Below are 13219 nucleotides of genomic sequence, written 5' to 3' on the forward strand. Positions count from 1 at the left end.
GCGGCGACGCCGCGTGCGCTCAGCGGCGGCGAATCCAGCGCCGATTGAGCCAGATCAGCGCGCAGGAGCCGACCACGGCGCCCGCGAGCCCGAGCAGGACGCTCGAGGCGGCGAGAAGCATGCGCAGCGTGAAACCGCCGACCAGCGCGCCGAGAACGCCGAGCGCCGCGGTTTCGATGAGCGAAAGTTCCACCTTCATCAGTTTCGTTGCGACGAACCCGGCGGCGAGGCCGATGAGGATCAGCAGGATGACCGACATGTGCGCCTCCTTCAGTTTCGCGGAAAAGCCTGAGCGCGCGGCCGCCGCGCGGCGAAGATCACGATTTGCTCTCCAACTCGACGCCAGCCGGAACCGGCCGGCCGCGCAGGAAGTCCCGCGCATCGAGCGGGCCGGCGCCGGCGCGCTGCAACCGGGTCAACCGCACCGCGCCCGACCCGCAGGCGATCGCGAGCCTGTCGTCCAGCACCGCGCCCGGCGCGCCGGCGCCCGGCGCGAGCTCCGACATGAGGACTTTCACGCGCTCGCCCCCAAGTATGAACCAGGCGCCCGGAAAGGGCGAGAGGCCGCGGATCAGCCGGTCGACCTCCGTCGCCGGCCGGCGCCAGTCTATCCCGGCCTCGCGCTTGTCGATCTTCGGCGCGTAGACCCCCTCCGCCGGCTGCGGGGTCAGCTGAAGCCGGCCTGCGCCGAGCAGTTCCAGCGCCTCGACCATCAGCGGCGCGCCGAGCGCGGAGAGCCGGTCATGCAGCGCGCCGGCTGTGTCGTCCGCCCGGATCGGCGTGCGCGCGGTCAGAGCGACCGGGCCGGTGTCGAGCCCCTTTTCCATCCGCATCACGCAAACGCCAGTTTCCGAGTCCCCCGCGATGATGGCCCGCTGGATCGGCGCCGCCCCGCGCCAGCGCGGCAGAAGCGAGGCGTGAAGGTTGAAGCAGCCATGGCGCGGCGCGTCGAGCACCGCCTCTGGCAGCAAGAGCCCATAGGCGACGACGACCGCCGCGTCGAGCCCGAGCGCCGCGAACGCCGCGCGCTCGGCCGCCTCACGGAAGTTAGCCGGCGTGCGAACCGCGATTCCCAGCGCCGCCGCCCGTTGCGCCACCGGCGTGGGCCGCGGCCGCCCGCCCCGCCCCGCAGGGCGCGGCGGTTGCGTGTAGACGGCGGCGATCTCATGGCGCGCGGCCAACGCCTCCAGCGCCGGTACCGCGAAATCCGGCGTTCCCATGAAAGCGATCCGCATCAACCGCTCCGCCGCAACCTGGCGTATCGGTCCAGCGGCCTCCGTCGCCTCACCAGCCCTCGCCCGTGTTCAGCTGCGTCCGCTGAGCGCGTCTGGAGCCAGCGCCGCGTCGGCGGGCTTCCCGCATATGTTGTGGCGAGACCGCGATTGCGCGCCGCTTTCCGACCTGTGAACGAGGAACAATTGCTCGGACCGCCATTGGCATTCATGATCCGCCGCGCGCCGGCGCCCCGGCTAGCTGCGTCATCCGGCGCCGCAAGAGCGGCGGCATCCATCCTGGCGCCGCTGCCGGCGCGACCGGGCGCGACGAAGGCCGGCGGCCACGCGCTGTTCTGGTCCGCCCAGGTCATGAAATCGTCCGCGCTCACGCCTTGGCGCGCTCGCGTTTCAGCTTCTTCATCTTCTGGGTGATCATCTGGCGGCGGACTGAACCGATATGGTCGATGAAGAGCCGGCCGTCCAGGTGGTCGATCTCGTGCTGGACGCAGGTCGCGCGCAGGCCGTCGAATCGTCGCTCGTCGGTCCCGTGCGAGGGCGTGGTCCAGCGTACGACCACTTCCGCCGGACGCGCGACCATCGCGTATTGCTCAGGGATTGAGAGGCAGCCCTCCTCATGTTCGTTCATCTCTTCCGAGATTTCGAGGATCTCCGGGTTGATCATCGCCACCGGGTCCGGTTCCTCCTCCTTCCCGGCGCAGTCCATCACAAGGACGCGCGCGTTGACGCCGACCTGCGCCGCGGCGAGGCCGATGCCCGGCGCGTCGTACATGGTCTGGAACATGTCCTCGATCAGGCCGGCGACGGACGCCGGGTCGGCGACCGGGTCGCAGACCCGCTTCAGGCGCGGGTCGGGATGGATCAGGATTGGCAGAATGCTCATGACAGCGAGGTAGGCGATGGCCGCGCGCCGGTCAACGGTGGCGCGCCATCGGCTAAAAGCAGCTTTCGATCAGCGGGCGCAGGTTCTCGCGCGTCAGTTCGATCGGGTTGCCGCCGCATGACGGATCCTTCAGCGCCGACTCGGTAAGTCTATCGATGTCGGGGGCCTCGACGCCCAGCCCTGTCAGCGTCGCCGGTATGCCGAGCGCGCCCGTGAGATCGTCGATGAAATCCGCGAACCCGTCGAAGCCGCCGGCGATGCCGAGATAGGCCGCCGCCGCGCCGATCCGCGCTTCGATCGCCTTCCTATTGAAGGCGAGCACCGGCGCCATCACCACCGCGTTCGTGGCGCCGTGATGGGTGTGATGGATGGCGCCGACAGGGTGCGAAATCGCGTGGAGCGCGCCAAGCCCTTTCTGGAACGCCACCGCTCCCATCATCGCCGCCGACATCATCTGCGCGCGCGCCTCGATATCCTCCGGGTCCTCATAGGCGACCGGAAGATTGTCCTTCACCAGTCGCATTCCCTCCAGCGCGATACCCTGGCTCATCGGGTGATAACGGGGCGAGCAATAGGCCTCCAGACAATGCGCGAAGGCGTCCATCCCGGTGCCGGCCGTGATCGCGCGCGGCATGCCGACGGTCAGCTCCGGGTCGGCGATCACGACGGCGGGCATGACTTTCGGATGGAAGATAATCTTCTTCTCTGCGGTCGCCTCGTTGGTGATGACCGAGGCCCGGCCGACCTCCGAGCCGGTGCCGGCTGTGGTCGGAACCGCCACGATCGGCGCGATGGCGTCGGCGTTCGCGCGCTTCCACCAGTCGCCGATATCCTCGAAATCCCACACCGGGCGGGTCTGCCCGGCCATGAAGGCGACCGCCTTGCCGAGGTCGATTCCCGAGCCGCCGCCGAACGCCACAACGCCGTCGTGCTCTCCGGCGCGAAAGGCCGCGACGCCGGCCTCGAGATTGGCGCCGGTCGGGTTGGCGTCGACCTCGGCGAAGACCGTCCGGCCGAGCCCGGCCGCCGCCATTGACTGAAGCGCGCTCTCGATGATCGGCAGCCGCGCGAGAGTGCGGTCGGTGACAAGAAGCGGGCGCTTCATGCCGGTGGCGGCGCAGGCTTCGCCAAGCTCGCTTATGCGTCCGGCCCCGAAACGGATGGCGGTGGGGTAGGACCAGTTGGCGTTGAAGGACATGGTCAGGTTTTCCTGAGGTAGAATGATTTCGGCCGGGTCAGGCTTTGGTAACCGATCACCGAGAGCGCGCCCCCCCGTCCGGTGTTCTTGCGGCCGGTCCAGCAGAGCGAGGGATCGAGATAATCGCAGCGGTTCATGAATACGGTGCCGGTGTCCAGCCGCGCGCCGAGCCGCTCGGCCCGCTCGATATCCTGCGTCCAGAGCGAGGCGGTGAGGCCATAGGCGCTGTCGTTCATCAGGTCCAACGCCTCCTCGTCGCCGTCGACTTTCATGACGCCGACGACGGGGCCGAAGTTCTCCTCGCGCATCAACTCCATCTTGTGGTCGACATCGATCAGGATCTGCGGCGCGAGATAGGCGCCGCCGGCCTCGGGAAACCGCGCGCTGTCGATCAGCTTTTTCGCGCCACTGTCGACCGCCGCCGCGACCTGCCTGCGGACAAGCTCGGCGAAGCGTTTCTGCGCCATCGGGCCGAGCGTGATTTCAGGGTCGAGCGGATTGCCGAGCACATGGCCCTCGACGATGCTGACCGCCTTAGCGATGAAACGGTCGAAGAGCGGCGCCGCCACATAGATCCGCTCGATACCGCAACAGCACTGCCCGGAATTGAACATCGCGCCGTCGATCAGCGCCTCGGCCGCCGCCTCCACATCCGCATCCTCGAGCACATAGCCGGGATCCTTGCCGCCAAGCTCCAGTCCGAGACCGGTGAAGGTTCCTGCCGCGGCTTTCTCGATCGCCCTGCCGCCGCCGACCGAGCCGGTGAAGTTGATGAAATCGAAGGCGCGTTTCGCGATCAGTTTCGTGGTCGTCTCGTGACTGACGAAGAGGATCTGGAAGACATCATCCGGCACTCCGGCTTTATGGAACGCCGCCGCCATACGCTCGCCGGTCAGCAACGTCTGTGCGGCGGGCTTGAGCATCACAGTGTTGCCCGCGATCAGCGCCGGGACGATCGAGTTGATCGCGGTCATGTAGGGATAATTCCACGGCGCGATGGCGAGGACGAGGCCATGCGGCTCGCGCCGGATCAGGCGGCGCAGGCCCGAATCACCGGAAATCTCGATTGGCGCCAGCGCCTCCTCCGCGATGCCGGCCATGTGGAAGGCGCGCTCCTCCACGCCGCCGAACTCGCCGCCGTAGCGGACCGGCCTGCCCATCTGCCAGGCCAGTTCCTCGGCGGCTTCGTCCTTCGCCCTGGTCAGTTCCTTGACGCCGGCCTCGACCAACGCCGCGCGTTCGTACAGCGGGCGCGCCGCCCATTCGGCTTGCGCCGCTTTCGCCCTCGTTGCGGCGGCGGCGGCCTCCCTCTCGTCCATCGCCGCGCGCTCCGCGTAGAGCGAGCCATCGATGGGCGAGATGCAGCGGATCGTGTCAGACATTTTCAGGCCCTCTCAAAACCGCGGGAAAGTTGGCAATCGGTCACTTTCCGGTCAACGTCCTCCTGCTCCTGCCGCGCGGCGTGAACGCAGTGGTCCATCAATTCGCCGCCCATCGCCTCCCGTAGCATTTCCGGCCTTTCCAACGCCACTGTCGCGTCGCGGGAATCGGGGGCGCGCTTTCGCCCGCATGGTCCTGAGCTCGGCGACGTAACGACGCATCACGACGTGACGGTCCGCGGGCTAGGGAAGTACCGGCGCGCCGTTTGTCCCGATCCGCGACTGGTGAGCGTGGCGGGAGGCCCCCGCCACACCGTCGCTGTAATTCGCCAAGGAGGTGAAGGCGCGGCCCTGAGCGCGGGCGATCTCCATCGCCGCCGCCGTCACCATCACGTGGTGGCGGGCGGCGTCCAGCGCGTCGGAATGGCGCAGGTTGGCCTCGGCCAACACCGCCGCCGCGCCCCTGGCGTTCTCGACCGGAACCCCGGCGCCCATGAGGCAGTTGCGAAGTCGCCTGCGGGGCGTACGAGACCGGAGCGCCGTGATGGTCGAGGGAGCCCGCCAGCGTCAGCGCGGCGCCTGGCGCCCGGGGAAGAAGGCGCATGTCGAGAGCTTCGGCTTCATGGCGCCGCCGTCGGCGCGGCGATCAGCCGATCGCCGTCATGCTTCCACGCGCCGCGAAGAACGAAGGTGATGCGCCGCCGCGCATGCTCCGCGAGGCCGGGCTTCTTCAGAAAACCCGGCCAGCTTCGCATCTGCCGAAGGCCCGTTATTTCCGGTAGGCGAACACGTCGTCTTGCGCCCAGGCCATGCCGCCCTCGCCGCCATCCCATTTCATCAGGAGGCAGGCGGTCTCCAGCCGCTGAAAATAGATGATCTTCAGCTCGTACCAGCCGGGTTCGGGGACCGAGACGTCCTGATAACCGGCGCTGTTGCAGGGATGCCGGCCATCATACCAAGCGACTTCCTGTCCACCGAGTTCGGCGCTGACGCCGTCATTGGAAAAAAACTCGATCTTGTGCGCTCCGGCCCGCTCGAAGCGGACATAGCCGGTGATCTCGGCGGCGACGCGCGTCGCCTTCTCGGAGGTCATCACCTTGTCGCCCTTGCGGGTGTCGATATAGTGCAGCCCGCTCAGCGGCGGGCCGACCTTTCGCGCACCGCCTAGCCAGTGCTCCGCGTCGCGGATCGATTTGACCTCTGGCGGATAGGCGTAGGTGACCGCGAGCCCTTGGGCGAGTTCCTCTGCGTTGGGCTGCGGGTTCGCCGGGCTGAGCTGTAACGTCTCCGCCTCCACATTGGCGGCGAACAACATCACCGCCGCAATCGCAGGCGCGGCCAGTCGGATTGCGCGCATTTGTCTTCTCCCCATTGTTGTCTGCGGGCCGTTCATAACATCGTGATCGCGACACTAGATCACCGCCGGCGCGAAAGTAAACGCGCGCCCTGCGGCGCGCCGGCCACTTGCGGCGTCGCTGACGCGGCACCATGCTCTCGTCGGATGACGCCCGGGCGGAGACTGGGCGAGAATCGCCGAAGGAGCGAAGGAATGACCGAGAACCTCGCCGTTCATGGCCTCGCCGCGCATGACAGCATCGTCGAAACAGCGCTGGACTGGATCGACGCCGGCAAGGGCGCCGCCCTCGCCACCGTGATACAGACTTGGGGTTCGGCGCCGCGGCCCACCGGATCGCAACTCGCGATCTCCTCGGACGCTGAACTGGCGGGCTCGGTTTCCGGCGGCTGCGTCGAGGGCGCGGTGGCGGCGGAAGCGCTGGAGGCGCTGGAGGACGGCGATTGCCGGGTGTTGGAATTCGGCGTCTCCGACGACGAGGCGTTCGCCGTCGGCCTTGCCTGTGGCGGCGAGATCAAGGTGATGGTCGAGCCGATCGGGATCGGACGCGGGCCGGACGCGGCGATGATCCGCGCGCTGGCCGAGGCGCGGGCCAAACGCAAGCCGGCAATCTATGCGGTGAAGCCTGAGACCTGGGAGCGTCGGCTGATTATGCCGGGCGCGGCGGACGACCTGGCGGACGAGGCGGCGACGGCGCGGCGCACCGACAAGTCTGGATTCGCGGGCGGAACCGGCTGGTTCCTCGGCGTGCACAACGCGCCGCTAAGGATGGCGGTGATCGGCGCCGTGCACATCGCGCAGCCGCTGATGCGGATGGCGCGGCTGACCGGCTATGATGCGCTGCTGATCGACCCGCGTGAGGCTTTCGCCACGCCGGCGCGTTTTCCCGACGAGAACATCACCCATGACTGGCCCGACGCCGCGCTCGCCGCGTTCGGGCTGGACGAGCGGACGGCGGTCGTCACCCTGACCCATGACCCGAAAATCGACGATCCGGCGATCATCGCGGCGCTGCGCGCGCCGGTCTTCTATCTCGGCTGTCTCGGCTCTTCGCGGACCCACGCCAAACGGGTGAAACGGCTTTCGGAAGCAGGCTTCAGCCCGGAGGAGATCGGCCGCATTCATGCGCCTGTCGGGCTCGATATCGGGGCGAAATCCCCGGCGGAGATCGCGGTGGCGATCATGGCGCAACTGGTCGAGCGGCTCCGAAAGGCCGCCTGATGGAGTTCGGCCCGGTTCCGGCGCGGGCGGCGGCGGGGCTCGTCCTCGCCCATTCGATCCGCGTCGCAGGGCGGCGCTACGCCAAGGGCGAGACGCTTTCGGCGGCGGACGCGGCGGCGTTGGACGAGGCGGGCGCGGCTGAGGTCTGGGTGGCGCGGCTCGGCCCCGGCGACATGCCGGAGAATGATGCGGCGGCGGCGATCGCGGCGCCGCTTGACGGGCCGGAGCTGACGGTCTCCGCTCCCTTCACCGGCAGGGCGAATGTCTACGCCGAGGCTGCCGGCGTGCTTCGTGTCGATTCGGCCGCAATCGGGGCGGCGAACGCCGTGGACGAGGCGGTGACCATCGCCACGCTGCCGGATTTCGCCCGCGTCGCCCCGCGTCAAATGCTGGCGACGGTAAAGATCATCCCCTACGCCGCCCCGGCCGACGCGGTGCGGGCCGCGGCGGAGTTGGCGAAGGGCGCGCTCCGGCTGCATCCGTTCCGGCCCCTCCGCGCAGCGCTGATCCTGACCCGGACCGAGGGCATGAAGCCGAAGCTGATCGAGAAGGGCGCGGCCGCCCTCGAGGCGCGGCTCGCCGCGCTCGGCGCAGAAGCGGCGGCCCATGTCGAGACCCCGCATGAAACCACGGCGCTCGCGGCGGCCCTCCGCGCGGCCGCTGGCGACGCCGTCCTCATTCTCGGCGGCTCCGCCACTTCCGACCGGCGCGATGTCGCGCCCGCCGCGGTCGTCGCGGCGGGCGGGCGGATCACCCGGTTCGGGGCGCCGGTCGATCCGGGAAACCTGCTCTTCATCGGCGAACTTGACGGGCGTCCGGTGCTCGGCCTGCCGGGTTGCGCGCGTTCGCCCCGGCTCAACGGCGCCGACTGGGTGCTTGAGCGGATGATCGCCGGCCTCGACGTGAGCGCGGCGGATATCGAGGAGATGGGCGTCGGCGGGCTGCTGAAGGAAATCCCTTCGCGTCCGCAGCCGCGCGACGGCAAGGCGGCGCGCGCCAAGCCGGGGCGGCCCTTCGTCTCCGCGGTTCTTCTGGCCGCCGGCTCATCGAGCCGGATGCGGGGAGCGGACAAGCTGACCGAGGATGCGGGCGGTCAGCCGCTGATCCGCCGGACGACGGCGGCGCTAATCGCGAGCCAGGCGGATGAGGTGGTGGTCGTCCTTCGTCCGGCGGACGAGGCGCGCCGCGCCGCGCTCGACGGGCTCCGGGTGCGTATCGTGGAGAATAACCAGGCGGTGGAGGGCATGGGCGCCTCGATCCGCGCCGGAATGGCGGCGATCGCGCCCGACGCTGACTGCGCCCTGATCGCGCTGGCCGACATGCCGGAGATCGGCGCGACGGAGGTCGACGCGCTCATCGCCGCCTATGACGCGGATGAGGGGCGGGAGATTATACGCGCCGCGACCGGCGACGGTGCGCCGGGCAATCCGGTGCTTTTCGGTAGACGTTTCTTCGAGCCCCTGCGCGCGCTCGAAGGTGATGAGGGCGCGCGCGCGCTGCTCGCCGCCCATGCCGATCTGGTGCGGCTCGTGAAGTTTGGAAGCGCCGCGGCGCGTATCGACCTCGACACTCCGGAGGACTGGGCGAATTGGCGGGCTGACGCCTGAAGTTCAAGCTCGGCGGCGTCTTCGTCTGCCGAGGGGGCGGGGCGGCCAACGCGCGCATCCGTCCAGCCTGCGGCGGGCTGCGCTCGGGGATGGACGCGCTGCGCGGGGATGCGGCGCATCCTCCCGGCGCGCCCGCGGCGCTGAATGGGCCGTTCCGAAACTCCACCGCGCGATGCCTGCTATTGCACGAGATCGAGGACCCGCGCCTCTCCGCCGCGGGTGATCCGCATCGAGGTCGCGTCGATCCTTGAGACCACCCAGCCCTCGACGACGGTGCCGCGGCTGACCCGCAAGACCTGGCCGTCGGCCAGCCGCAGAAGCGCGCGGCGTGCGCCGTCCGCGCCGAAGACGCCGAGAAGGTTCATATCCTCCAACTGGATCGCGCCCTTCAGCGTTGCCGCGTTGGCTACACCCGGCCCTCTAGGAGCCGGTCGCTTCGGCGCGCGAACCTCGCGCACGCCCTTCGCGCCGATCTCGACCGCCACGGGTGCGACGCGTTTTCTGATGGTGTTCGGGCGCGGGCTTGGTGAAGGCGATAAGGTCGCGATCCGGTCCGAGGGCGTCATGTCGAGCGCGTCAGGGCGGGATTTGGGGGCCGGCGCGCGAGCGACCGAGCCGGGGCCGGGCGGGCTGTCGGCCTCTTCCGGGCTGTCTGACGCCGCATCGGCCGCGGGCGGCGTCGGCGTAACTGTGGAGACGGGCGCTTCTTCCGGCGGCGGCGCGGCGTCGGAATTGGGCGCGGCGGGCGTCTCCGATCCCGGACGTGGAATGGGAAGCGGGGGGGCGTTCTCGGGCGCGACGGGCGTTCCCGAGGCGGTGAAGATCCTGGAGTCGGCCTCGGCTACGAGGGCGCCCGGCGTCTGGTCCGCCTGGTTTTCCCCGGACTCCGCCGATTCGGGCGGCGCGCTGGATCCCGGGCGGGGAGCGGGGACGGGGGGGGCGTCCTCGGCTGCGACTGGCGTTCCGGCGGCGGTGACGATCCTCAAGTCGTTTGCGGCGGCGTCCGGCGCTTCGGTTTCCGACGCCGCGTCCGTGGCCGCGGGCGGATCGGCGGGGGGGCTGTCGGGCGTCGCCTCTATCCGGGGTCCGGAGGCGACGCGCACCGGCGCGCCGGGCGGCGCGGCGTCTGCGACGGGCGGCGCCAGCGCCGTCAGTTCGTGGGGGCGTATCGGCGCGCCGCCTGCGGCCGTCAGCGGCGGCGGCGCGACCACCACCAGCGCCCGCGGCGCGTCGGAGGGGGTATCGGGTTCGGGTTTCGGCGCGCCGGTCGCGGGCGTTGACGACTTGTGCGCCGGCGCGGCGGGGCGGGCCGGGTCCGCCGGCGTCGGCGTGGAGACGCGCGCATCGAACGGGGATGCGAACGCCAGTTCTGCGGGCGCGGCGAGACGCGGCGGCGAGTCCGTTCCGAAGAGCATGGGCGCGACGAAGATCGCCAACACCGCGATGACCGCCGCCGCCGCCAGTGCCAGACCGGGCGCCATCCCGGTCGACAGACGCTTCAGGGGCGCGATCGCCGTCAGAAGGACACGCGGCGGCGCGGCGGTCTCGGCGAAGTCCGGCCCCATGGGAAAGGCCCTGAGCGCGACGCGTGCCGTCACCCTCGTCGGCGCGAAGCCCCAGCGGCGCGCATAGCGCAGCGCATCTTCGACCACGGAGTATTCGGTGATGACGACGACATCGCCCGCGGAGGAGAGATCGTGAACCAGTTTCTCCACGGGCGCCGGCGCGGCGGCGAGCGCGTCCTCGGGCGTCTCGTCCGGCTTCAGCCGGGAGATGAGAACCCGCTCGGGCGGCAGCCAGAGCTCGACCGCCGGCGCCTCCGTTCCGCTGATCGCGCGCGCCTCTTCGCCGATGCGGGAGATGGCGGCGTCGAAATCGGGCGCGGTGATCGGCGCCTCGAGCGGCGCCGCCGCCGCCTCTCGCCAGCTTTCGCCTTCGCGCTGGTGCAGCAAAAAGGCGTTGGAGCGGAATTCGAGGGCGAGCTGCGCCGCGCCCCCCTCGCCATTCGTCGCCGGGTCGTTCACCGCGCCCGCTCCTCGTCGCTTCTCGACATCGCTCGCCGGCGCGAAGTTAATCGCGCCGGCCGTCCCGCGTCGGTACGCTAGCCGGAGCTAGCCCGACGCGCCCCCGGTCGCCTTCGCCAGCCCCTGCTCGAGATCGGCGATCAGGTCGTCGGGGTCCTCGATGCCGATCGAGAGGCGGACAACCTCCGGCCCCGCGCCGGCCGCCGACTGTTGCTCCGGCGTCAACTGGCGATGGGTGGTCGAGGCGGAGTGGATGATCAGTGAGCGCGCATCGCCGAGATTGGCGAGGTGGCTGAAGATCTCCACCGAATCGACCAGCTTCACGCAGCTCTCGTAGCCGCCCTTCACGCCGAAGGTGAAAAGCCCGCCGGCGCCTTTCGGCGTGTATTTCTTCGCCCGGTCCGCGTAGGGACTGTCGTCCAGCCCGGCGTAGGAGACGTATTCGACGTCCTTGTGCTTCGAAAGCCACTCCGCGACCTTTTTCGCGTTGGCGCAGTGACGCTCCATCCGCAGGCTGAGTGTCTCGATGCCGAGCAGGGTCTGGAAGGCGTTCATCGGCGCCTGGCAGCTGCCGAGATCGCGAAGGCCGATGGCGATGCCGTGGAACGTGTAGGCCAACGGCCCGAAGGTCTCCGCGAATTTCAACCCGTGATAGGCTGGCTCCGGCTCGGTCATCGAGGGATGCTTGCCGGCGGCGACCCAGTCGAACTTGCCCGAATCGACGACGATTCCGCCCATCGAGGTGCCGTTCCCGGAAAGATACTTGGTGGTCGAATGCACGACCTGCGTCGCGCCCCATTCGAAGGGGCGGCATAGATAGGGCGTCGCCGAAGTGTTGTCGACGATCAGCGGCAGGCCGGCGTCACTCGCCAGCTTGCCGATCTTTTCGAGATCGGTGATGTAGCCGCCAGGGTTGGCGATGGATTCGCAGAAGATCGCCTTCGTATTCTCGTCGATGGCGTTCTGGATCGCCGCCGTGTCCTCGAGATCGACGAAGCGGCACTCCCACCCGAAGCGCTTGAAGGTCTGCCCGAACTGGGTGATCGTGCCGCCATAGAGCCGGTTCGAGGAGATGAAGTTGCTGCCCGGGTTCATCAGCGGGAAGAGCGACAGGATCTGCGCGGCATGACCCGAGGAGCAGGCGACCGCGCCGACGCCGCCCTCGAGCGCCGCAACCCGCTCCTGGAGCGCGCTGACCGTCGGGTTGGTCAGGCGTGAATAGATATAGCCGACTTCCTGAAGGTTGAAGAGCGCGGCGGCGTGATCCGCGTCCCGAAACACATAGGCCGTATTCTGGTAGATCGGAACCTGGCGCGCCCCGGTCGAAGGGTCGGGGCGGGCTCCGGCGTGAATCTGCAGTGTGTCGAATCCGTACTCGCGCTCGGCCATGGGACCTCCTCTTCTCGTTAACTTCTCTGATCTTTGGTCTAAGTCAGCTTCGAGGACAAGCGGCCGGTGTTGAACCCGCCCATTGAAAGCTCGCCCTTGAGCCGTTGATACTCCATCTTCGGGCAGAGGTTCATGACCACTTTCAGCCCCGCCGCGCGCGCGCGCTCCGCGGCCGCCTCGTCGATGACGCCGATCTGCATCCAGATCACCTTCAGCCCGTGATCGAGAAGATGCGCGATCGCCTCATCGACCACGGCGCCGGCCTCCTCGGAGCGGCGGAAGATGTCGACCATGTGGACCTCGGCGCCGCTTTCCGCCAGCGCCTTCAGAGAAGGCTGCACGGTGACGCCGAAAATCTCCTTGCCCGCGGCGACCGGATTGACCGGCAGAACGCGATAATCCTTCAGCCCGAGATAGCGCCCGACATAATACGACGGACGCACGGGATTGGTGGAGATCCCGACAACAGCGATGGATTTCACATCGTCGAGGATCGTTCTGATTTCACTGTCCGAATGGCGCATGCATAGCGGTGTCGCAAGGCGCGGCGCGGTTGTCAAAGCGTCGCGCACGCGCATGACGCGAGACCGGAAGCGGTGTCGGACAAAAAAATGCGCCCGCCGAAGCGGGCGCAGTCAGAACGAGGGACAGTGAGTGGATGAAGGAGACATAAGTGAGCCCGCCTTCAAAACTCATGTGGGTCTTATAGCAGAGATTATCCAGACCGCGCTCGCATTTTTGTGTCGGTTTGTTGCAGAGAGTGTTTACTTTTGCACAATCATGGCGCCCCTGCGTCGAACCCGCGAATTTAACATAAACGAATTCAGCGTGTTAGGCGTTTTCCGGATTGACCGAAGGTTGTCGGACGCCTGGTTGATGCGCGATCACAAGTTTATGTCTTCGCCGCTCGGACTGCGCCATGCTTTGGCTTC

The 13219-nt window shown here is 68.7% G+C and carries 13 protein-coding genes; 2 read left to right on the plus strand and 11 right to left on the minus strand.

Translation table 11 applies throughout. The features are described from left to right. Positions 1-19: 19 nt before the first annotated feature. From G5B40_RS17580 to G5B40_RS17610, 8 genes are all read right to left on the minus strand, one after another. Positions 20-259, minus strand: a complete 240-nt coding sequence (locus tag G5B40_RS17580) for a GlsB/YeaQ/YmgE family stress response membrane protein (RefSeq protein ID WP_165101376.1) — start codon at positions 257-259, stop codon at positions 20-22. Between the two features lie 58 nt (positions 260-317). Then, complete coding sequence (gene fmt / locus G5B40_RS17585; RefSeq protein WP_165101379.1) at positions 318-1235, minus strand: methionyl-tRNA formyltransferase; 918 nt, start codon at positions 1233-1235, stop codon at positions 318-320. 364 nt (positions 1236-1599) lie between these two features. Next, a complete protein-coding gene (def, locus tag G5B40_RS17590) occupies positions 1600-2115 on the minus strand; it encodes a peptide deformylase (protein ID WP_165101382.1) in 516 nt (171 codons plus the stop codon). A gap of 52 nt (positions 2116-2167) precedes the next feature. Next, positions 2168-3313, minus strand: coding sequence for an iron-containing alcohol dehydrogenase (locus tag G5B40_RS17595; protein WP_165101385.1), 1146 nt, complete (start codon positions 3311-3313; stop codon positions 2168-2170). A gap of 2 nt (positions 3314-3315) precedes the next feature. Next, entirely contained in the window at positions 3316-4695 is a 1380-nt protein-coding gene (locus G5B40_RS17600; RefSeq protein WP_165101388.1) for an aldehyde dehydrogenase family protein, read from the minus strand. 240 nt (positions 4696-4935) lie between these two features. Beyond that, positions 4936-5187 carry a glutamine synthetase gene (locus G5B40_RS17605; RefSeq protein ID WP_165101391.1) on the minus strand — a complete coding sequence of 84 codons (252 nt, stop codon included), beginning with the start codon at positions 5185-5187 and terminating at the stop codon, positions 4936-4938. 125 nt (positions 5188-5312) lie between these two features. After that, a complete protein-coding gene (locus G5B40_RS21445; RefSeq protein WP_281350525.1) occupies positions 5313-5447 on the minus strand; it encodes a hypothetical protein in 135 nt (44 codons plus the stop codon). Between the two features lie 14 nt (positions 5448-5461). Continuing rightward, on the minus strand, positions 5462-6049 hold the full coding sequence (locus G5B40_RS17610) for a PA14 domain-containing protein (protein WP_165101394.1): 588 nt from the start codon (positions 6047-6049) through the stop codon (positions 5462-5464). A 192-nt stretch (positions 6050-6241) separates the two neighbouring features. Between G5B40_RS17610 and G5B40_RS17615 the strand changes: the two genes are divergently transcribed. Both G5B40_RS17615 and G5B40_RS21475 read left to right on the plus strand, forming a co-directional pair. Beyond that, a complete protein-coding gene (locus tag G5B40_RS17615; RefSeq protein ID WP_165101397.1) occupies positions 6242-7267 on the plus strand; it encodes an XdhC family protein in 1026 nt (341 codons plus the stop codon). Next, complete coding sequence (locus G5B40_RS21475) at positions 7267-8874, plus strand: NTP transferase domain-containing protein (RefSeq protein ID WP_165101400.1); 1608 nt, start codon at positions 7267-7269, stop codon at positions 8872-8874. Before G5B40_RS17615 ends, G5B40_RS21475 begins: the two co-directional genes overlap by 1 nt. A gap of 179 nt (positions 8875-9053) precedes the next feature. On the opposite strand, the gene G5B40_RS17625 is transcribed toward G5B40_RS21475, so the two are convergent. The 3 genes from G5B40_RS17625 to G5B40_RS17635 all read right to left on the minus strand — a co-directional run bounded on the left by G5B40_RS17625 (position 9054) and on the right by G5B40_RS17635 (position 12811). Next, positions 9054-10898 (minus strand): hypothetical protein, encoded by a 1845-nt coding sequence (locus G5B40_RS17625; RefSeq protein WP_165101403.1) that lies wholly within the window; start codon positions 10896-10898, stop codon positions 9054-9056. A gap of 87 nt (positions 10899-10985) precedes the next feature. Then, positions 10986-12287, minus strand: a complete 1302-nt coding sequence (locus tag G5B40_RS17630) for an O-acetylhomoserine aminocarboxypropyltransferase/cysteine synthase family protein (RefSeq protein WP_165101406.1) — start codon at positions 12285-12287, stop codon at positions 10986-10988. Between the two features lie 38 nt (positions 12288-12325). Next, positions 12326-12811 carry a CoA-binding protein gene (locus tag G5B40_RS17635; RefSeq protein WP_165101409.1) on the minus strand — a complete coding sequence of 162 codons (486 nt, stop codon included), beginning with the start codon at positions 12809-12811 and terminating at the stop codon, positions 12326-12328. Between the last annotated feature and the right edge of the window lie 408 nt (positions 12812-13219).

This window comes from Pikeienuella piscinae, from assembly GCF_011044155.1.
Classification (GTDB): Bacteria; Pseudomonadota; Alphaproteobacteria; order Rhodobacterales; family Rhodobacteraceae; genus Pikeienuella; species Pikeienuella piscinae.

Bases quoted from the DNA above. Each gene is read 5' to 3' on its own strand.
- G5B40_RS17580 (WP_165101376.1), bottom strand. From the start codon at position 259: ATGTCGGTCATCCTGCTGATCCTCATCGGCCTCGCCGCCGGGTTCGTC.
- fmt (WP_165101379.1), bottom strand. From the start codon at position 1,235: ATGCGGATCGCTTTCATGGGAACGCCGGATTTCGCGGTACCGGCGCTG.
- def (WP_165101382.1), bottom strand. From the start codon at position 2,115: ATGAGCATTCTGCCAATCCTGATCCATCCCGACCCGCGCCTGAAGCGG.
- G5B40_RS17595 (WP_165101385.1), bottom strand. From the start codon at position 3,313: ATGTCCTTCAACGCCAACTGGTCCTACCCCACCGCCATCCGTTTCGGG.
- G5B40_RS17600 (WP_165101388.1), bottom strand. From the start codon at position 4,695: ATGTCTGACACGATCCGCTGCATCTCGCCCATCGATGGCTCGCTCTAC.
- G5B40_RS17605 (WP_165101391.1), bottom strand. From the start codon at position 5,187: ATGGGCGCCGGGGTTCCGGTCGAGAACGCCAGGGGCGCGGCGGCGGTG.
- G5B40_RS21445 (WP_281350525.1), bottom strand. From the start codon at position 5,447: ATGCGAAGCTGGCCGGGTTTTCTGAAGAAGCCCGGCCTCGCGGAGCAT.
- G5B40_RS17610 (WP_165101394.1), bottom strand. From the start codon at position 6,049: ATGCGCGCAATCCGACTGGCCGCGCCTGCGATTGCGGCGGTGATGTTG.
- G5B40_RS17615 (WP_165101397.1), top strand. From the start codon at position 6,242: ATGACCGAGAACCTCGCCGTTCATGGCCTCGCCGCGCATGACAGCATC.
- G5B40_RS21475 (WP_165101400.1), top strand. From the start codon at position 7,267: ATGGAGTTCGGCCCGGTTCCGGCGCGGGCGGCGGCGGGGCTCGTCCTC.
- G5B40_RS17630 (WP_165101406.1), bottom strand. From the start codon at position 12,287: ATGGCCGAGCGCGAGTACGGATTCGACACACTGCAGATTCACGCCGGA.
- G5B40_RS17635 (WP_165101409.1), bottom strand. From the start codon at position 12,811: ATGCGCCATTCGGACAGTGAAATCAGAACGATCCTCGACGATGTGAAA.